The organism is Agrobacterium sp. CG674, assembly GCF_053521645.1.
Genome location: NZ_JBNWDZ010000005.1, coordinates 1 through 17,989 on the forward strand (window position 1 = coordinate 1; position 17,989 = coordinate 17,989).

The window sequence follows — 17,989 nt, forward strand, 5'->3', positions numbered from 1 at the left end:
TCCAGGTTTTCTCTAGAACGAAGGACATCGTCGCTAGCAGCGCCGCCGCCCTCGTCAGTGAGCGGACTTATAGAACTACACCCCTGATATAGTCAACAGGGGCATAGACAGAAAATACAAAAAAACACTAAGCGATTGGTTATAAAGCGGTATTTTCGTTTTTCTGCGGTGTGGATAGTTTCGGCCCCACAATTCCCTCCGATTTGCAGGCCATTGCGCCTCCTTCGCTTCACCCGGTCTCGTGAGATTGCTAAGGTCTGCTCTGTTCATCAGACCGGAGCCGCCCCATGCTTGTTCTCAACACCGAAGAAACCCGCAACGCCCTGCAATGGCCAGCTCTTATAGATGCCATCGAAACGATGTTTCGCGGCGGCTGTGTTATGCCGGTGCGGCACCATCACGAGGTCGAGGTTCCCGGTGAGAGCAATGCCACACTGTTGATGATGCCGGCCTGGGTGCCGGGCTCTTATATGGGTGTGAAGATCCTCTCCGTCTTTCCAGACAACAGCCAGCGTTCCCTGCCCGCCATATTCGGCACCTATCTCCTCTCCTCCGGCAAGACTGGGGAGATGCTGGCGGCGATAGAAGGCGGAGAGCTTACGGCACGGCGAACGGCTGCGAGCTCTGCACTGGCAGCGAAATATCTGGCACGCGAAGATGCGACGTCCATGCTGATGATGGGCACTGGTCGATTGTCCCTTAATCTTATAGAGGCGCATGCAACCATCCGCCCGCTCGATACCATCCATATATGGGGACGCAATATCGCGTCTGCTGAGAAGGCCGCAGAAGAAGCGCGCCAGCTTGGCTTCAATGCCAAGGCCTGCAGCAATCTGGAAGAAGCGGCGCGCTCGGCCGATATTATCTCCTGCGCCACATTATCGAATGAACCGCTTATCAAGGGTGAATGGCTGAAACCCGGCGCGCATCTGGATCTGGTCGGCGCGTTCAAGCCCACCATGCGCGAGAGCGATGACGCGGCGGTGCAGCGGGCCTCCGTGTTTGTCGATACATTTGCGGGTGCGTTGAAGGAAGGTGGCGATATCGTTCAGCCGTTGGAGGCAGGCATCATCCAGCGCAGCGACATTCACGCCGAGTTGGCGGATCTGGTTTCCGGTCGCCATGCGGGACGCAGCAGCAAGGACGAGATCACGCTGTTCAAATCGGTGGGTGCCGCGCTGGAGGACCTTGCAGGCGCAATCCTTGCCTATGAAAGCGTGAAGTAAGTTTGTGAGTGGCATGACACAGATGACAGAACAAGGGCTGCCAACCCTGCCGGTGACAGAAGTGCTGGGCGAGATTGGCGCGGCGCTGGAAGCCCGCGCACAGGCGGTGCTTTGCGCGCCACCGGGCGCTGGCAAGACGACGCTTGTGCCGCTTTACCTGCTGGATCAGCCGTGGCGTGGCGATGGCAAGATCATTCTGCTGGAGCCGCGCAGGCTGGCAGCACGGGCAGCCGCCAGCCGCATGGCATCCTTGCTTGGCGAAAGCGTGGGGGAAACCGTGGGCTACCGCATGCGGCTGGACAACCGCATTTCCGGCAAGACCCGGATCGAGGTGGTGACCGAGGGTGTGTTTGCCCGGATGGTTCTTGATGACCCCGAGCTTTCAGGCGTTTCTGCTGTCATTTTCGATGAGTTCCACGAACGCTCCCTCGATGGTGATTTTGGCCTTGCGCTGGCGCTCGATGTGCAGGCCGGGCTTCGCGGCGATCTTCGCATCCTCGTCATGTCTGCGACGCTGGATGTCGACAGGATCAGCGCCATGCTGAAAGATGCGCCTGTGATCAAGAGCCTTGGGCGCAGCTTTCCCATCGACATCCGTTATGATGACAGGCCGGGACAGGAGCGGATTGAAGACAAGGTGGCGCGGGCCATCATCGACGCGCATGGCAGCGAGACAGGGTCGATTCTCGCCTTTCTGCCGGGACAGGGCGAAATCCTGCGCACTGTCGAGCGGCTCACCGGTCGATTCGGGCCGGAAACGAGTATCACGCCGCTTTTTGGCAATCTCTCCCAGAAAGAACAGGATGCAGCGATCAAGCCGACAGAGCCCGGCAAGCGCAAGATCGTGCTGGCAACATCGATTGCCGAGACGTCTATTACCATTGATGGCGTGCGGGTTGTGATCGATAGCGGTTTGCAGCGTTTGCCGGTGTTTGAACCCTCCACCGGCATGACAAGGCTGGAAACCGTCAAGGTGTCCCGCGCCTCTGCCGATCAGCGGGCGGGGCGCGCCGGGCGAACAGAACCGGGCATTGCCATCCGGCTGTGGCATCAGGGACAGACGGCGGCCTTGCCGGCCTTTACCCCGCCACAGATATTGGCGAGCGATCTTTCCGGCCTTGCGCTGGATCTGGCCCATTGGGGCGTCAGCGACCCCACATCCCTCGCCTTTCTGGATCAGCCGCCGCAGACGGCGCTTGGCGAAGCCCGCGCCCTTCTGACCAGCCTTGGCGCGCTGGATGCCGTGGGTGCCATCACGCCGCGTGGCCGGAAGATGCGTGAGCTGGCGATGCCCCCTCGCCTGTCAGCCATGGTTATTGCCGCCGGAGATATTGGACATGGCATCGAGGCGGCCATGCTCGCCGTGCTGTTGACCGAACAGGGACTTGGCGGAAGCGATATCGATCTTGAGGAAAGACTGCGGCGTTTCAAACATGAGAAAGGCGAACGCGCCGTGGCTGCGAAGGGTCTGGCCAAACGCGTAGCGACATCTCTTGGCAATGCTGCCCGATCCGACGAGCCTATCACATCTGGGGAACTGCTACTGCATGCTTATCCCGATCGCATCGCCTTCCAGCGCGGTGGGCGGGGGCGTTATGTCATGGCCAATGGCCGGGGCGCAGAGCTTGCCGAGACGGAACGGCTGGCGACCGAGAAGATGCTTGTGGTGGCTGATGTGACCGGACGGGCCGCGCAGCCGCGCATTCTAGCCGCAGCCTCGATCCGCCGCGTGGATGTGGAAGAGCGTGTTCCTGACGCGATCACCCGAGAGGACCAGCTGTTTTTCGACAAGGCCAGCGGCCAGGTTCGCGCCCGCCGCGTGACCCGCATCGGTGCCATCATTCTGGAAGAAACACCGCTTGGAAAACCAACGGGTGAAAAAGCCGCCTCTGCTTTGGCAAACGGTATTCGTGAGCATGGGCTGGGAATTCTCGCCTTTTCCAAAGAGGCGCAACAATTGCGCCAGCGCTTAGGGTTTCTGCACCGCACGATTGGCGACCCGTGGCCGGATACATCCGCAGAGGCGCTTGTTGCGCGTCTGGACGAATGGTTCGTGCCTTTTCAGCATGATGCAAAGAGCATTCAGGACGTAAAGTCCGGCGGCATCATGGATGGTCTTCTGTCGCTGGTGCCCCATGCGGCGCAGCGCGAAATGGGCAAATTGCTGCCGACGCATTTCGAGGCACCCACCGGGCAGAAGCACCCCATCAGCTATGATGGCGAAGAACCGACGCTGACCATTCGCGTGCAGGAGCTTTTCGGCCTGAAGCAGCACCCGGCGGTCGCGGGCGGCAAATTGCCACTGCTTCTGGAATTGACGTCACCCGCGCACAGGCCGATACAGACCACACGGGATTTGCCCGGTTTCTGGGCGGGCTCGTGGAAGGATGTGCGCGCGGACATGCGGGGACGTTACCCGCGCCACCCGTGGCCGGAAGACCCCGCTTCGGCACAACCGACCAATCGCGTGAAGCCGCGCGGCACATAGTAATATCATTTCGCATGTCCCACTCGCAAACGTGCTGAACGCTTTGTGAGACATGCCTTGAAGGAGACGGGTTGATGGCAGCCCAGGCAGAAGAAAACACGCGGCTTGGCCGGGCCAGCCGTCACATTCGCCTGCAGACGATTGTCTGGCTGCGCTGGCTGGCCGTGGTGGGACAAAGTGCGACGATCCTGATCGTGGCATTCGGGTTGAATTTTCCGCTACCTCTGCTGACCTGTGCCGTGCTGATCGGCGCGCTTGCGGTGGCCAATCTTTTCCTGTCCGCACGCTTTCCCTCGACCTACCGGCTTGAGCCCTGGGAAGCGACGATGCTTCTGGCGTTCGACCTGCTGCAACTGACGGCGCTGATCTATATTACCGGCGGGCTTTCCAACCCGTTTGCGCCGCTGATCTGCGTGCAGGTCATCATAGCGTTTGCCTCGCAGCCCCTGAAACATTCGCTGATGCTGCTGGCGTTCGCGATTGTCTGCGTTACGACCATCGCTTTCTCGCCCTTTCCGGTTCCCTGGTACCCGGATGAAACATTGCCTATCCAGATCATCATCCATATCGGCATCTGGTGCTCCATTGTTGCAATGATGCTGTTTGCCGCTTTCTACGCCTATCGCGTGTCGCATGAGGCAAACCAGCTGGCGGATGCGCTGGCGGCAACGGAACTGGTGCTGGAACGGGAAAAGCATCTTTCGCAGCTCGATGGCCTTGCCGCAGCGGCGGCCCATGAGCTGGGCACGCCGCTTGCCACCATCAGCGTCGTGGCCAAGGAGATGGAGCGGGAACTCGGCGACGATGACCGTTTTCGCGAAGATGTGGCCTTGCTGCGCAGCCAGAGCCAGCGATGCCGCGACATTCTTCGGCGGTTGACTTCACTATCAGCTGAAGGCGAGGAGCATCTGCGCAAGCTTCCGCTATCCTCGCTGATTGAGGAGGTGATGGCACCGCACAGAGAATTTGGCATCAAGCTTCGGCTGGTCGAAAAAAGCGGGAGAAGCGGCGAGCCTGTGGGTGCACGCAATGCCGGGATCATCTATGGCCTTGGCAATCTGCTGGAAAATGCGGTCGATTACGCAAAGGAGGCGGTGACTGTAACCGTCGAGTACGATGCACAGCAGGTCAAGGTGACGGTCGAGGATGACGGACAGGGCTATGCGCCTGACATTCTGGCGCGGATCGGCGAGCCCTATGTGACGAGGCGGCAGGATGTGACGCGGGCGGGCGGCTTGGGCCTCGGCCTCTTCATCGCCAAGACGCTTCTGGAACGTTCAGGCGCCACACTGACCTTTGCAAACCGTGGCCCGGAAGCGGCCGGCGCGCGGGTGACCGTTCTCTGGCCCCGCGACATTATGGACGATACCAGGGCTAAGTAACTTTGTGAGGCGTGGCTGGCGGCAAGACGGCCACAGCCCTATATAAGACGAAATGGCCGCGAGATCAGGCCAGGAGATCAGGCATGAGTGACGAGCAGCAGAACAATCAGGCAGCTGAAACAACCGTGGACACGGCAAACCCGATAGGCCCGGACGCCTCCCTTCTGATCGTGGATGACGACGGTCCGTTCCTGCGCCGCCTGGCACGCGCCATGGAAACACGGGGCTTTACCGTCGAGACAGCCGAATCAGTCAGCGAAGGCATCGCCAAATCAAGGCTTGCGCCACCGAAATATGCCGTTGTGGATTTGCGGCTGGGCGATGGCAATGGTCTTGAGGTTATCGAGGCCATTCGCCAGCACCGGGACGACACGCAGATCGTGGTGCTGACCGGCTATGGCAACATTGCGACCGCCGTGACCGCTGTAAAGCTCGGCGCGCTGGATTATCTTGCCAAACCTGCCGACGCAGACGATGTGTTCAACGCGCTGACCCAGCGGGAAGGCGACAAGGTGGACCTGCCGGAAAACCCGATGTCCGCCGACCGGGTGCGTTGGGAGCATATTCAGCGCGTCTATGAGATGTGCGAACGCAATGTTTCGGAAACGGCGCGGCGGCTCAACATGCACCGGCGCACCCTGCAGCGCATTCTGGCCAAGCGTGCGCCGAAGTAAGGTTTAGTCGGCGTAATCTTTCCCGGTTGACCACTCAGCCATCATCAGGCGGCGGGCTGCAGTGCGGGCAAAGTCCAGCATCAGCGACTTGCGGGCGGCGGGCGACATCTTGTGTTCCGGCGCTTCACGAACCATATGCGCGCCATAGCCATCGGACACGAACAGACCGCAGTCTTCCGGAAAGATATCCAACGGCACGCCGCTATGGGTGGCGAAGAACAGCCGGTCGCAATGCTGGCGATAATCAGGCCATTTGCGATCCACCTTGAAATCCTCGATGGAGGATTTGATCTCGATGATCCATATCTCGCCCTTCACCGACAGGCTGATCAGATCTGCCCGACGCCCGCTGGAAAGCGACAATTCCGGCAGCACCGAGTGCCGCATCTCGTTCAGCAACACCTGAACGCCGCGCCGAACCAGCATCGCATTGGGCGATTGCCGTCCGTCGATTAACGGGTTGGTATTGATGATGGAAAGAATAGTCATGGATTATTCCGGGCCAGAAGCCCCTCTGATGTTGCAAAAAGGCCATCCGGCCAGAATTTCGAGCGTCATATTCTTCTGCTGCGAGGCCACGGCTTGCCAACACAAGATTAATCGAAAATAACCCCTTTATTCAATAGAGCTTCCTCCATCGCCTGATGATGGCGATATTTTCCCGCGAGAACACTATGCGCCTCCGCAATTTTTTGACTGCCCTCGGCCTGTCGTCGGCCTTTGCTCTGGGCGGTTGCGCCTCGACATCGACGTCGACGCAGACCGCAACTGCAAGCGCCCCGGCACCGGCCTATGTTGAAACGACACAGATTTTCGGCGACGAAGTCTATGGCGCGACGACCGATGCCGGCTATGCCCTGCCAGCCATTCCGATCAACCGCGTGAACCAGCGTTTCCACCGCCAGATCGTAGAATATGCGACGCAGGAAAAAGCGGGCACCGTGATCGTCAACACCCGCGAGCGCTTCCTCTATTACATCCTGCCAGGCGGCAAGGCTGTGCGCTACGGTATCGGCGTTGGCAAGCAGGGCTTTGCATGGGCTGGCGAAGCCTATGTTGCGTGGAAGCAGGAATGGCCAATGTGGCACCCGCCAAAGGAAATGGCAGAGCGCAAGCCTGAAGTTGCCCGCTATGTCGAAGGTGGCATGGGCCCAGGCCTGACCAACCCACTGGGTGCACGCGCCATGTATCTCTTCAACGAGAAGGGCCAGGATACGCTGTTCCGTATCCACGGTTCGCCGGAATGGGCATCCATCGGCACCGCGGCTTCCTCTGGCTGCATCCGCATGATCAACCAAGACGTGATCGACCTCTATAGCCGCGTCCGTCCGGGCCGCAGCTCCAAGGTTATCGTGATCCAGTAAGATCACCCGCAATCGAACACGAAAAAGCCGCCGGAAACATCATTTCCGGCGGCTTTTTTTGTTGCTTCAGTCATTATGCGGGTTGGTTGGCCTTCAGCTCCAGACGGCGGCGGTGGAGGACCGGTTCGGTGTAACCGTTGGGCTGTTCCCTACCCTTGAGGACCAGTTCCAGAGCCGCCTGAAAGGCAATCGAGCCTTCGTAATTCTCGGCCATCGGACGATAGGCGGTATCACCGGCATTCTGTCCATCGACCACCTTGGCCATGCGCTTCATGGTCTCGACAATCTGCTCTTGCGAGACCACGCCGTGGCGCAGCCAGTTGGCCATGTGCTGGGCGGAAATGCGCAAGGTGGCGCGGTCTTCCATCAGGCCGATATTGTTGATGTCAGGCACCTTCGAGCAGCCGACGCCCTGATCGACCCAGCGCACGACATATCCCAGAATGCCTTGCGCATTGTTGTCCAGTTCGAGCTGGATTTCCTGCGCACTCCAGTTCGGACGAACCGCAACCGGAACGGAGAGGATATCGGCAAGCTTGGCGCGGTCGCGATCCTTCAAGGTTTCCTGAACTTCAGCCACATCCACACTGTGGTAATGGGTGGCGTGAAGCGTGGCGGCTGTTGGCGACGGAACCCAGGCGGTGTTGGCACCGGCTTTGGGATGGGCGATCTTCTGCTCCAGCATGGCGGCCATCAGATCAGGCATGGCCCACATGCCCTTGCCGATCTGGGCGTGGCCGGAAAGACCGCAGGCAAGACCGATATCGACATTCCAGTTTTCATAAGCCGCAATCCATGCCGCCTGCTTCATGTCGCCCTTGCGAATCATCGGACCCGCTTCCATCGAGGTGTGGATTTCATCGCCGGTGCGATCCAGGAAGCCGGTATTGATGAAGACGACGCGATCCTTGGCGGCGCGAATGCACTCCTTGAGGTTGACGGTGGTGCGGCGCTCCTCATCCATGATGCCCATCTTGATGGTATTGGGTGTCATGCCGATCAGCGCCTCAACGCGAGCGAAAATCTCAGAGGCAAAGGCCACCTCTTCCGGGCCGTGCATCTTTGGCTTCACCACATACATGGAGCCTGCACGTGAATTCTGGTGGCGACCACCGGGGCCGACATCGTATAGCGCGATGAGGCCGGTGACGATGGCATCCATAATGCCTTCGGGGATTTCCCTGTTATCCCGATCCAGCACGGCGGGGTTGGTCATGAGGTGGCCGACATTGCGCACCAGCATCAGCGAGCGCCCCGGCACCGTCAGCGCCGAACCGTTTGCTGCGGTATAGTGGCGGTCCGGGTTGAGGCGGCGGGTGAATGTCTTGTCGCCCTTGGCGACTTCCTCGGTCAGATCGCCGCGCATCAGGCCAAGCCAGTTGCGATAGGCCACAACCTTGTCTTCCGCATCCACAGCGGCAACCGAGTCCTCGCAATCCATGATCGTCGTAAGCGCCGATTCGAGGATGACATCGGAAATGCCTGCGGCATCGCTTTTGCCGATATCCGTCGAGGGGTCGATGACGATTTCGACGTGGAGACCGTTCTTCGTCAGAAGGATGGATGACAGCGCGGATGCTTCGCCATTGTAGCCCGCAAATTGCGCTGGATCGCCGAGACCGACCCATTCCGCGCCAAGGCCGATTTCCAGAACGCCATCAGCAATCCTGAAGCCGGAAATCTCGGACCAGCTGCCACTTGCCAGCGGAGCGGAGCGATCCAGAAACTCTCTCGCCCAGGCGATGACCTTTGCGCCACGCTTGGGGTTGTATCCCCTGCCCTTCTCGGCACCGTCTTCATCGGAAATCGCATCCGTGCCGTAGAGCGCATCATAAAGCGAACCCCAACGGGCGTTGGCAGCATTCAGTGCATAGCGTGCATTCATAACCGGCACGACGAGCTGCGGACCGGCGAGACCTGCGATCTCGGGATCGACATTTCGCGTATTGACGTTGAAGGCGCTGCCTTCCGGCAGCAGATAGCCGATATCGCGCAGGAAGGTCTCGTAGGCGGCAAGATCAACCGGCGCGCCATTTTCGCGGTACCACGCATCCAGCTTTTCCTGAAAACCATCGCGCTTTTGCAGCAGCTCACGGTTTTTCGGTGAGAGATCATCAACGATCTGCGCAAAGCCCGCAAAGAATTTCTGCGCATCCAGACCGGTTTCCGGAAGCACCTCGTCTGTCAGGAAACGATAGAGTGTTTCGTCAAACGAAAGACCATGCTGTTCAATGCGGCTCACCGGTATATCTCCCATGTCAGTTATCTTTAGCCTGAGAGTGGACGCTGAACGCCCGTCTCGTCAATCGCAGCCGCGTGCCGAATGATTTTTTCTTTCGGCAACCGCTTCCGATCTGTCTTAAGGACTAGAGAAGTCCTTGCAGCTCCGGCAGTTTGTCGTTCACCAGCCAGCCGTAGTAATTTTCCTCGGGCATCAAGGGTCCCTGTCCGCTGCCAGCGCGCTCGCGGTTCTTTCGAGCCAATGACGCTGCACGCTGCTGACTGCCGCCCAGATTATAGAGGGTGGACGTGACGCCGGGGTTCTTTGAAATATCCAGATCGGCAATCGATTTATAGTCATCGATGGATTTGCGGATGGCGGCGGCCATATAGGCCAGTGAGCGATCCGGGTCCATGATGGCGGTGTAGACCGCTGCCGCGTCGTTCTCATCCAGTTTTTCATAGCCTGATATGCGTGCGACCATGTCCGACAGCATCAGCGCCGTCAGCGGGTTGATCTGGCCAAGGCCGAATGTCTGGCCCGCATAGAATGGCTGGAAGAAAACCGCGCTGAAGCGATTGTCAGGGTAGCTCACGCCATCTACCGTCTTGCCGCGAAAACTGTCATCCCACACATCTTCCCGGCAGGTCCACAGGCTGACGGAATCACGCTTGGCGCCGCATTTGGAAAATTGCGAATGCGCCAGAAACTGCGCGATGCTCTCATCCTTGTAACCGAAGCGGAAGCTGTTGCCCGCATAGGCCGCAGCCTTGACGTAATAGGATTGCAGCCGGTCATAGGCATCGACATTATAGGTATGCTCGCCAACGATGGCGCCGACCATGTGGATGGGGTCGATGCCATAACGGCTGGCTGTGGATTTGATCTTGGATATGAGCTGCTTGTCGGTGGACAAAAGCTCGACCACCTTCTGGTACTTGCGATCAAAGGTCGAGTTGGAGCCCTTGGTGCGCCGCGCCGAGGCGCCGGGAACGCCGGGTTGTTCAGCATTGCGGTTGCCGGGCGGGACCGTTGTTGCCGCCTGCGCATAGGACTGCGAGAGCGAACCGAAAGCCACGACAGCAGCCAATGCCAGAAGAGTTTTACGCACGAGCAGACGCCTTTTTCTCGACCGGTGCGATGACCGGACCATTTCATTCCAGAGCCGTTAACGCTTTCATTAGCGAAATCCGTGGCCTGATGTCGAGAGAAGTCCAGTAAAATAAGAGTGCGGCAGGGCCTGCCGCACTCTTATGGTTTAAAGGATATAGCGCGAAAGGTCGGTATCCGCAGCGATATCGCCGACATGTTCCTTCACATAGGCCTGATCGATTTTCACGGCAGAGCCGCCTCTGTCAGGTGCGTTGAAGGAAATTTCATCCAGCACCCGCTCCATTACCGTCTGCAAACGCCGCGCACCGATATTTTCGACCGAGGCATTGAGGTGAACCGCAACGTCTGCCAGAGCGTCGATAGCGTCATCGGTGAATTCGAGGCTCAGCTCTTCCGTCGCCATCAGCGCGATATATTGGCGGATGAGGCTCGCTTCCGTTTCCGTCAGGATGCGGCGGAAATCTTCCTTGGTCAGAGGCTTCAGTTCCACGCGAATGGGCAGGCGGCCCTGAAGTTCCGGCAGAAGGTCCGATGGTTTCGACACATGGAATGCGCCGGATGCGATGAAGAGAATATGGTCTGTCTTCACAGGTCCATATTTCGTGGACACCGTCGTGCCCTCCACCAGCGGCAGCAGATCGCGCTGCACGCCTTCGCGTGACACACCGGCACCCATGCCCCCATCGCGCGCAGCGATCTTGTCGATTTCATCGAGGAAGACGATGCCGTCATTTTCCACCGACTTCACCGCTTCGCGCTGGATGAGGTCATTATCCAGCAATTTGTCGGATTCGTCCTGAATGAGATCGGCGTAGGATTTTTCTACCGATGTACGTACCTTCTTGGTGCGGCCACCCATGGCTTTGCCGAACATATCAGAAAGATTGAGCACGCCGATATTCGCGCCCGGCATGCCGGGAATATCAAAGCCGGGCATGCCGGAGCTGGTATCGGCAATCTCGATATCGATTTCCTTCTTGTCCAGCTCGCCATCACGCAGCTTCTTGCGGAAGCTGTCGCGGGTGGCTGGTGATGCGGTTGAGCCGACAAGCGCATCCAGCACGCGCTCTTCAGCACTCGCATGGGCCTTTGCCTGCACTTCCACGCGCTTCTTTTCGCGGATCAGGCCGATGCCGATTTCCACGAGGTCACGGATAATCTGTTCGACGTCGCGACCGACATAGCCGACCTCGGTGAATTTGGTGGCTTCGACCTTGATGAAGGGCGCACCGGCGAGCTTTGCCAAACGGCGGGAAATCTCGGTCTTGCCGACACCGGTCGGCCCGATCATCAGAATGTTCTTCGGCATCACCTCATCGCGCAGATCGTCAGCCAGCTGCTGGCGGCGCCAGCGGTTGCGCAGCGCAATGGCGACCGCGCGCTTGGCATCGTTCTGGCCGATAATGTGGCGGTCGAGTTCAGAGACAATCTCGCGGGGAGAAAAAGTCGTCATCTTGTTCCTTTCGGCGTCCCATTGCGGCCAGCCATTTCGGCCCGGCCCGTGAGACCCATGAGTTCTGGAAGGCGCAGTCTACTCTGCGTCGAGCGTTTCAATCACGAGATTATGGTTGGTGTAGACGCAGATATCGGCGGCAATATCGAGCGACTGACGCGCAACCTCTTCCGCCGACTTGTCCGAATCCATCAAGGCGCGGGCAGCGGCATAGGCGTAATTTCCGCCGGACCCGATGGCGATTGTGCCATGCTCCGGCTCCAGCACATCGCCATTGCCGGTAATGGCCAGCGTGATCGACTTATCGGCCACCAGCATCATAGCTTCGAGATTGCGCAGATATTTGTCCGTGCGCCAGTCCTTGGCAAGCTCCACGGCTGCCCGCATCAACTGCCCCTGATATTGCTCCAGCTTCTTTTCGAGACGGTCGAGCAGCGTGAACGCATCTGCCGTTGCACCTGCGAAACCTGCAATCACATCACCGTCCTTACCGATGCGGCGCACCTTGCGGGCATTGCCCTTCATCACCGTCTGGCCGAGGCTGACCTGACCGTCACCGGCCATCACAACCTTGCCGGCTTTTCTCACCGTAATAATTGTTGTCATCAAACACCTGTTTGCCCTTGCAAGGGCGTTACACGGGATCCGTCGTCGATCCGTTTCAAAACCTATGTAAGTCCGGTTTTTACGATTGCAAATGACGCGACCGCAGCTGACCCGTTTGCGATGCGGCAAGACAATGTAATGGCTGGATATTTACTGCCTGTGCTGATAAGGAACGCCGATATTGATACGGAGAAGCCCAATGGCAGAGCGTAGAGCCGAGATTTCCCGCAAGACGAACGAAACGAACGTTTCCGTGCGCGTGAATATTGACGGGACAGGCACATCGAAAATTTCCACCGGCGTGGGCTTTTTCGATCATATGCTCGACCAGCTCAGTCGCCATTCCCTGATCGACATGGAGATCGACGTGACAGGCGATCTGCACATCGATGACCACCATACCGTGGAAGACACCGGCATCGCCATCGGTCAGGCCATTTCCAAGGCACTCGGCGACCGTCGCGGCATTGCCCGCTATGCATCGCTTGATCTGGCCATGGACGAAACCATGACCAAGGCCGCCGTCGATATCTCGGGTCGTCCGTTTCTGGTCTGGAATGTTGCGTTTTCTGCGCCGAAAATCGGCACGTTCGATACGGAACTGGTGCGCGAATTCTTCCAGGCACTGGCCCAGAATGCAGGCATCACCCTGCATATTCTCAACCATTACGGTGCCAACAACCACCATATTGCCGAGACATGCTTCAAGGCGGTTGCCCGTGTGCTGCGTGTGGCAACCGAGATCGACCCACGCCAGGCAGACCGCGTTCCCTCGACAAAGGGCATGCTGGCCTGAACCGGATGAAACAGCCAGTGCGGCTCAAGGGCATGGATGCTTTTAGCCGGTGCTGTGAACGTTGTCAGGAAAGCCGATGACATCTTATTTCGTTCTGGAAGCACCTGTTGGTCCCGACCGCGATCACCGTTCCACGCGGTTCATAGCCGACCGCTTTTCATGGCTGGCACTGCTGTTTCCCTGGGCATGGTTTGCCATCCACCGCCTCTGGTGGCTGTCCATCGCCATCATCGTGCTTCAGGTGGCGGCCAGCCAGATGTCAGGCCTTGAAGGCTTTGGCGTCATCGGCGCGCTGTTTGCCCTGACGGTGGGTTTGATAGCCGGCTTGGAAGGCCGCAATATCGTGGCGCGACATCTGCTCCTGAACGGCTGGACGCTGAAGGCGGTCATTCCCGCTCACGATCTCTCGACCGCCGAAGAGACCTATTTTTCCAACCTGCCGGAAGATGACATAGCGCAGGTCTCTGCCATTCCGCAGCCGGAGTGGAAACGGGACCGCACCAACGGCAATGGATTCATGAACGATCCGGCAGGCTCGTTTCAGTTCGATTTGAATGGAAGGCGCTGACATGCGTGTGGCAATTATTGATTATGGCTCCGGCAATCTGCGCTCGGCAACGAAAGCCTTCGAGCGTGCCGCCCGTGAAGCCGGTATCGATGCAACCATCGACCTCACCGACAGGCCGGAAGCCGTCGCATCCGCAGACCGCATCGTGCTGCCCGGCGTAGGTGCCTATGCCGATTGCCGCGCCGGTCTGGATGCCGTAACCGGCATGCACGAGGCCTTGGTTGAGGCTGTCGAGACGAAAGGTCGCCCCTTTATCGGCATTTGCGTTGGCATGCAGCTCATGTCCTCTCGCGGTCTTGAAAAGACGACGAGCCACGGATTGAGCTGGATCGACGGCGATGTGGTGGAGATGACGCCCTCCGACCCTGCCCTCAAGATTCCGCAGATCGGCTGGAACACGCTGGACCTGCACCGCCCTCACCCGCTGTTTGACGGCATCAAGACCGGCCCGGACGGGTTGCACGCCTACTTCGTGCATTCCTACCACCTTGCCGCCAAGCACGCAGACGACGTCATTGCCACCACCAATTACGGTGGCGCGATGACGGCCTTCGTCGGTCGTGACAACAAGGTCGGGGCGCAATTCCACCCGGAAAAAAGCCAGACGCTCGGCCTCTCCCTCATTTCGAATTTCCTGCGCTGGAAGCCCTGACATGATCCTATTTCCTGCAATCGACCTTAAAGACGGCCAGTGCGTTCGCCTCAAGCTTGGCGACATGGACCAGGCAACCGTTTACAACGAAGACCCCGGCGCACAGGCCAAGGCCTTTGAAGATCAGGGTTTCGAGTGGCTGCATGTGGTGGATCTGAACGGCGCATTTGCTGGGCAGAGCGTCAATGGCGATGCCGTTGACGCCATTCTGAAAGCCACCAAGAACCCGGTGCAACTGGGTGGCGGCATCAGAACGCTTGACCATATCGAGGCATGGCTTTCCCGCGGTCTTGCCCGCGTCATTCTCGGCACGGTTGCCGTGCGTGATCCGGTTCTGGTGATTGAGGCCTGCAAGCGTTTTCCCGGCCAGATTGCCGTTGGCATCGATGCCAAGGGCGGCAAGGTGGCCGTGGAAGGCTGGGCGGAAGCGTCTGAGCTGGGCGTGATCGAACTTGCCCAGCGTTTCGAGGGTGCGGGCGTTGCCGCCATCATCTACACCGATATTGACCGCGATGGCATTCTGGCCGGTATCAACTGGGCATCCACGCTGGAACTGGCCAATGCCGTTTCCATTCCCGTGATCGCGTCTGGTGGCCTTGCCTCCATTGAAGACATCAAGCGCATGCTGGAGCCTGACGCCGCCAAGCTGGAAGGTGCTATCTCCGGTCGCGCTCTCTATGATGGCCGCATCGACCCGGCAAACGCTCTGGCGTTGATCAAGGAGGCACGCGCATGACGCTGAAAGCCCGCATTATTCCCTGCCTCGACGTCAAAGACGGTCGCGTCGTCAAGGGCGTCAACTTCGTTGACCTCATCGATGCCGGTGATCCGGTGGAAGCGGCGAAAGCCTATGATGCTGCCGGTGCCGACGAGCTTTGCTTTCTCGATATCACTGCCTCATCCGACAATCGCGACACGATTTTCGACGTCGTGTCGCGCACGGCGGACCATTGCTTCATGCCGGTCACGGTCGGCGGTGGCGTTCGTGCCGTTTCAGATATTCGCAAGCTTTTGCTATGCGGTGCCGACAAGGTCTCGATCAATTCCGCTGCCGTGAAAGACCCTGATTTCGTGGCGCAAGCGGCCGATAAATTCGGCAATCAGTGCATTGTCGTTTCCATCGATGCCAAGAAGGTTTCAGGTCTCGGCGAAACAGACCGCTGGGAAATCTTTACCCATGGCGGTCGTCAGCCAACCGGTATCGACGCCGTGGAATTTGCCATCAAGATGGTGGAGCGCGGTGCTGGCGAATTGCTCATCACCTCCATGGACCGTGATGGCACCAAAAGCGGTTACGACATTGCGCTGACCCGCACCATTGCCGATCAGGTCCGTGTGCCTGTCGTGGCATCCGGCGGCGTCGGCACTCTGGACGATCTCGTTGCGGGCGTGAGAGATGGCCATGCGACGGCGGTTCTTGCCGCATCCATCTTCCATTTCGGCACCTATTCCATCGGTGAAGCCAAGGCCTATATGGCCGAGCACGGCATCGCCATGCGCCTCGATTAAGCCAAGGTAGCGAGAGATGACCAGCTTTTCCCTTTCCGATCTGGAGCGCATCGTCGCTGAACGCGCCAGCGCCTCGCCCGAGCAATCCTGGACGGCCAAGCTTGTGGCGGCGGGCCAGCCCCGCGCCGCCAAGAAGCTTGGCGAAGAGGCGGTGGAAGCCGTCATCGCCGCCATATCCAATGATCGCAAGAACCTGACAGATGAGGCCGCCGATCTGCTCTACCATCTGCTGGTGGTGCTGAAGATTGCGGATATTCCGCTTGCCGATGTGCTGGCTGAGCTGGAGCGCCGCACCGGCCAATCCGGGATTCAGGAAAAGGAATCGAGACCCAATCCATGACGACCGTGGCACGCATGGGAGGACAAGGCATGCCAAACACGCTCGATCATTTCCGCCCCGACGAATATTCACCCTATAATTTCTTCAGCTCGGAAGAGTGGTCGAAATTTCGCGCCGACACGCCGATGACGCTTTCAGCCGACGAGCTGAAGCGGTTGCGCTCGCTGAACGACCCTATCGATATGGATGAGGTCAAGCGCATCTATCTGTCGCTGTCGCGCCTTCTCTCCACCCATGTCGAGGCATCGCAGGTGCTGTTTGACCAGCGCAACCGGTTTCTCAATATGGAAGGTGTCAACAAGACGCCTTTCGTCATCGGCATTGCCGGATCGGTCGCAGTCGGCAAATCGACGACGGCACGTATTCTGAAAGAGCTTCTGGCGCGTTGGCCTTCTAGCCCCAAGGTCGATCTGATCACCACGGACGGTTTTCTCTACCCCAACGAGGTGTTGCGTCGGGAAAATCTGATGGAGCGCAAGGGTTTCCCCGAAAGCTATGATATCGGCTCTCTCCTGCGGTTCCTCTCTGCCATCAAGGCCGGGCAGCCTGATGTGCAGGCACCGAGCTATTCTCACCTGATCTACGATGTCTTGCCCAACGAGTTCACCACCATCGACCGGCCCGATATTCTCATTTTCGAGGGAATCAACGTCCTGCAATCGCGGGATCTGCCGGAAGGCGGGCGCATCGTGCCGATCGTTTCGGATTTCTTCGACTTCTCGATCTATATCGATGCTGACGAGGCGCTGATCCACCAGTGGTATGTGAACCGCTTCATGAACCTGCGCCAGACGGCGTTTCGTGATCCATCATCCTATTTCAACCGCTACGCCTCCATTTCAGAGGAAGCTGCGCTGGCGATTGCCGAAGGTCTTTGGGAAAACATCAACCTGAAAAACCTGCGCCGCAACATCGTGCCGACGCGCCCGCGCGCTGATCTTATTCTGCGCAAGGGCCAGAACCACCTGATCGACACGGTGGCGCTGCGCAAAATCTAGAGCATTTGTTTACCGCAATTCCGGACGCAAAACCGGTTCCCACGTTTGCTGGAATTGCTCTAACGGCTATTCCTTATCGGGTCTGCTGCGCATCTTCTTGACATCGGAACGCCCGGATTTGGCCTTCAGGCGTCGTTCGACAGAACCTTTGGTGGGCTTGGTGGCCCGGCGCACGGGTGGTGGTGGCTCTGCGGCTTTCAGAACCAGTTCCTTCAACCGCTCGCGTGCATCTTCGCGGTTGCGCTCCTGCGTGCGAAACCGGTTGGCCTCGATCATCAGAACGCCATCCTTTGAGACACGCCTTCCGCCAAGGTGAAGAAGATTGGTCTTTACTCGGTCGGAAAGCGAGGGTGAGCCAGCAACATCGAAGAAGAGTTGAACGGCGGTCGAGACCTTGTTGACGTTCTGCCCGCCCGGCCCACCAGCCAGCACGAATTGCTCCGTCAGTTCCCATCCGGCAATCGTTATTCTGTTGCTGATAAATAATGCGGCGCTGGCCATATTCGTTCTCCGGCGGCGGTGATGCCACAGATCGACGCGAATGAAAACCACGAACATAAACGAAAAAACCCGGCGCGAGGCCGGGTTTCACGTGAATC

At 58.7% G+C, this 17,989-nt stretch carries 18 protein-coding genes; 12 read left to right on the top strand and 6 right to left on the bottom strand.

Translation table 11 applies throughout. From position 1 onward, the window contains the following. Positions 1–287 precede the first annotated feature (287 nt). From lhpI to ACQZ51_RS14920, 4 genes are all read left to right on the top strand, one after another. Complete coding sequence (lhpI, locus tag ACQZ51_RS14905) at positions 288–1,226, top strand: bifunctional Delta(1)-pyrroline-2-carboxylate/Delta(1)-piperideine-2-carboxylate reductase (RefSeq protein ID WP_448778362.1); 939 nt, start codon at positions 288–290, stop codon at positions 1,224–1,226. 22 nt (positions 1,227–1,248) lie between these two features. Next, a complete protein-coding gene (gene hrpB / locus ACQZ51_RS14910) occupies positions 1,249–3,714 on the top strand; it encodes an ATP-dependent helicase HrpB (protein WP_448778757.1) in 2,466 nt (821 codons plus the stop codon). Between the two features lie 74 nt (positions 3,715–3,788). Beyond that, a complete protein-coding gene (locus tag ACQZ51_RS14915; protein ID WP_448778363.1) occupies positions 3,789–5,096 on the top strand; it encodes an ActS/PrrB/RegB family redox-sensitive histidine kinase in 1,308 nt (435 codons plus the stop codon). Positions 5,097–5,179: 83 nt separating this feature from the next. Next, entirely contained in the window at positions 5,180–5,770 is a 591-nt protein-coding gene (locus tag ACQZ51_RS14920) for an ActR/PrrA/RegA family redox response regulator transcription factor (protein ID WP_448778365.1), read from the top strand. A 3-nt stretch (positions 5,771–5,773) separates the two neighbouring features. Here the strand turns inward: ACQZ51_RS14920 and ACQZ51_RS14925 are convergent, their stop codons facing one another. Then, complete coding sequence (locus ACQZ51_RS14925; protein ID WP_448778367.1) at positions 5,774–6,259, bottom strand: MmcB family DNA repair protein; 486 nt, start codon at positions 6,257–6,259, stop codon at positions 5,774–5,776. 185 nt (positions 6,260–6,444) lie between these two features. On the opposite strand from ACQZ51_RS14925, the gene ACQZ51_RS14930 reads away from it, so the two are divergent. Further along, positions 6,445–7,134, top strand: a complete 690-nt coding sequence (locus ACQZ51_RS14930; protein WP_448778369.1) for a L,D-transpeptidase — start codon at positions 6,445–6,447, stop codon at positions 7,132–7,134. 73 nt (positions 7,135–7,207) lie between these two features. Here ACQZ51_RS14930 and ACQZ51_RS14935 read toward each other — a convergent pair whose 3' ends face one another. The 4 genes from ACQZ51_RS14935 to hslV form a co-directional block, all read right to left on the bottom strand. Beyond that, positions 7,208–9,376 (bottom strand): malate synthase G, encoded by a 2,169-nt coding sequence (locus ACQZ51_RS14935; protein ID WP_448778370.1) that lies wholly within the window; start codon positions 9,374–9,376, stop codon positions 7,208–7,210. 124 nt (positions 9,377–9,500) lie between these two features. Continuing rightward, positions 9,501–10,466 carry a DUF1402 family protein gene (locus ACQZ51_RS14940; protein ID WP_448778372.1) on the bottom strand — a complete coding sequence of 322 codons (966 nt, stop codon included), beginning with the start codon at positions 10,464–10,466 and terminating at the stop codon, positions 9,501–9,503. A gap of 147 nt (positions 10,467–10,613) precedes the next feature. Then, complete coding sequence (hslU, locus tag ACQZ51_RS14945; RefSeq protein WP_192065055.1) at positions 10,614–11,921, bottom strand: ATP-dependent protease ATPase subunit HslU; 1,308 nt, start codon at positions 11,919–11,921, stop codon at positions 10,614–10,616. A 78-nt stretch (positions 11,922–11,999) separates the two neighbouring features. After that, positions 12,000–12,527, bottom strand: a complete 528-nt coding sequence (hslV, locus tag ACQZ51_RS14950; protein ID WP_042619225.1) for an ATP-dependent protease subunit HslV — start codon at positions 12,525–12,527, stop codon at positions 12,000–12,002. 199 nt (positions 12,528–12,726) lie between these two features. Here hslV and hisB point away from each other — a divergent pair, with 199 nt between their 5' ends. The 7 genes from hisB (at position 12,727) to coaA (ending at position 17,390) form a co-directional block, all read left to right on the top strand. Then, a complete protein-coding gene (gene hisB / locus ACQZ51_RS14955) occupies positions 12,727–13,323 on the top strand; it encodes an imidazoleglycerol-phosphate dehydratase HisB (protein ID WP_448778375.1) in 597 nt (198 codons plus the stop codon). 76 nt (positions 13,324–13,399) lie between these two features. Beyond that, a complete protein-coding gene (locus tag ACQZ51_RS14960) occupies positions 13,400–13,891 on the top strand; it encodes a DUF2628 domain-containing protein (RefSeq protein WP_448778377.1) in 492 nt (163 codons plus the stop codon). A gap of 1 nt (position 13,892) precedes the next feature. Further along, positions 13,893–14,543, top strand: coding sequence for an imidazole glycerol phosphate synthase subunit HisH (hisH, locus tag ACQZ51_RS14965; protein ID WP_448778379.1), 651 nt, complete (start codon positions 13,893–13,895; stop codon positions 14,541–14,543). A gap of 1 nt (position 14,544) precedes the next feature. Then, positions 14,545–15,279 (top strand): 1-(5-phosphoribosyl)-5-[(5-phosphoribosylamino)methylideneamino]imidazole-4-carboxamide isomerase, encoded by a 735-nt coding sequence (gene hisA / locus ACQZ51_RS14970; protein WP_192065065.1) that lies wholly within the window; start codon positions 14,545–14,547, stop codon positions 15,277–15,279. Next, positions 15,276–16,052, top strand: a complete 777-nt coding sequence (hisF, locus tag ACQZ51_RS14975) for an imidazole glycerol phosphate synthase subunit HisF (protein ID WP_448778381.1) — start codon at positions 15,276–15,278, stop codon at positions 16,050–16,052. Before hisA ends, hisF begins: the two co-directional genes overlap by 4 nt. Positions 16,053–16,068: 16 nt before the next feature. Beyond that, complete coding sequence (locus tag ACQZ51_RS14980) at positions 16,069–16,392, top strand: phosphoribosyl-ATP diphosphatase (protein ID WP_448778383.1); 324 nt, start codon at positions 16,069–16,071, stop codon at positions 16,390–16,392. Positions 16,393–16,406: 14 nt separating this feature from the next. Continuing rightward, positions 16,407–17,390, top strand: a complete 984-nt coding sequence (gene coaA, locus ACQZ51_RS14985; RefSeq protein ID WP_448778759.1) for a type I pantothenate kinase — start codon at positions 16,407–16,409, stop codon at positions 17,388–17,390. A 66-nt stretch (positions 17,391–17,456) separates the two neighbouring features. On the opposite strand, the gene arfB is transcribed toward coaA, so the two are convergent. Beyond that, the gene (gene arfB / locus ACQZ51_RS14990) at positions 17,457–17,891 is read right to left on the bottom strand and encodes an alternative ribosome rescue aminoacyl-tRNA hydrolase ArfB (protein ID WP_448778384.1); all 435 of its coding nucleotides are present in this window, start codon (positions 17,889–17,891) and stop codon (positions 17,457–17,459) included. Positions 17,892–17,989 lie beyond the last annotated feature (98 nt).

What these genes read in the sequence shown, in the direction of transcription:
- hisH (WP_448778379.1), top strand. Translation starts at nt 13,893, where the DNA reads ATGCGTGTGGCAATTATTGATTATGGCTCCGGCAATCTGCGCTCGGCA.
- hrpB (WP_448778757.1), top strand. Translation starts at nt 1,249, where the DNA reads ATGACAGAACAAGGGCTGCCAACCCTGCCGGTGACAGAAGTGCTGGGC.
- ACQZ51_RS14925 (WP_448778367.1), bottom strand. Translation starts at nt 6,259, where the DNA reads ATGACTATTCTTTCCATCATCAATACCAACCCGTTAATCGACGGACGG.
- arfB (WP_448778384.1), bottom strand. Translation starts at nt 17,891, where the DNA reads ATGGCCAGCGCCGCATTATTTATCAGCAACAGAATAACGATTGCCGGA.
- ACQZ51_RS14980 (WP_448778383.1), top strand. Translation starts at nt 16,069, where the DNA reads ATGACCAGCTTTTCCCTTTCCGATCTGGAGCGCATCGTCGCTGAACGC.
- ACQZ51_RS14960 (WP_448778377.1), top strand. Translation starts at nt 13,400, where the DNA reads ATGACATCTTATTTCGTTCTGGAAGCACCTGTTGGTCCCGACCGCGAT.
- hisF (WP_448778381.1), top strand. Translation starts at nt 15,276, where the DNA reads ATGACGCTGAAAGCCCGCATTATTCCCTGCCTCGACGTCAAAGACGGT.
- hisB (WP_448778375.1), top strand. Translation starts at nt 12,727, where the DNA reads ATGGCAGAGCGTAGAGCCGAGATTTCCCGCAAGACGAACGAAACGAAC.
- hisA (WP_192065065.1), top strand. Translation starts at nt 14,545, where the DNA reads ATGATCCTATTTCCTGCAATCGACCTTAAAGACGGCCAGTGCGTTCGC.
- hslU (WP_192065055.1), bottom strand. Translation starts at nt 11,921, where the DNA reads ATGACGACTTTTTCTCCCCGCGAGATTGTCTCTGAACTCGACCGCCAC.
- ACQZ51_RS14930 (WP_448778369.1), top strand. Translation starts at nt 6,445, where the DNA reads ATGCGCCTCCGCAATTTTTTGACTGCCCTCGGCCTGTCGTCGGCCTTT.
- ACQZ51_RS14920 (WP_448778365.1), top strand. Translation starts at nt 5,180, where the DNA reads ATGAGTGACGAGCAGCAGAACAATCAGGCAGCTGAAACAACCGTGGAC.
- coaA (WP_448778759.1), top strand. Translation starts at nt 16,407, where the DNA reads ATGGGAGGACAAGGCATGCCAAACACGCTCGATCATTTCCGCCCCGAC.
- lhpI (WP_448778362.1), top strand. Translation starts at nt 288, where the DNA reads ATGCTTGTTCTCAACACCGAAGAAACCCGCAACGCCCTGCAATGGCCA.
- hslV (WP_042619225.1), bottom strand. Translation starts at nt 12,527, where the DNA reads ATGACAACAATTATTACGGTGAGAAAAGCCGGCAAGGTTGTGATGGCC.
- ACQZ51_RS14915 (WP_448778363.1), top strand. Translation starts at nt 3,789, where the DNA reads ATGGCAGCCCAGGCAGAAGAAAACACGCGGCTTGGCCGGGCCAGCCGT.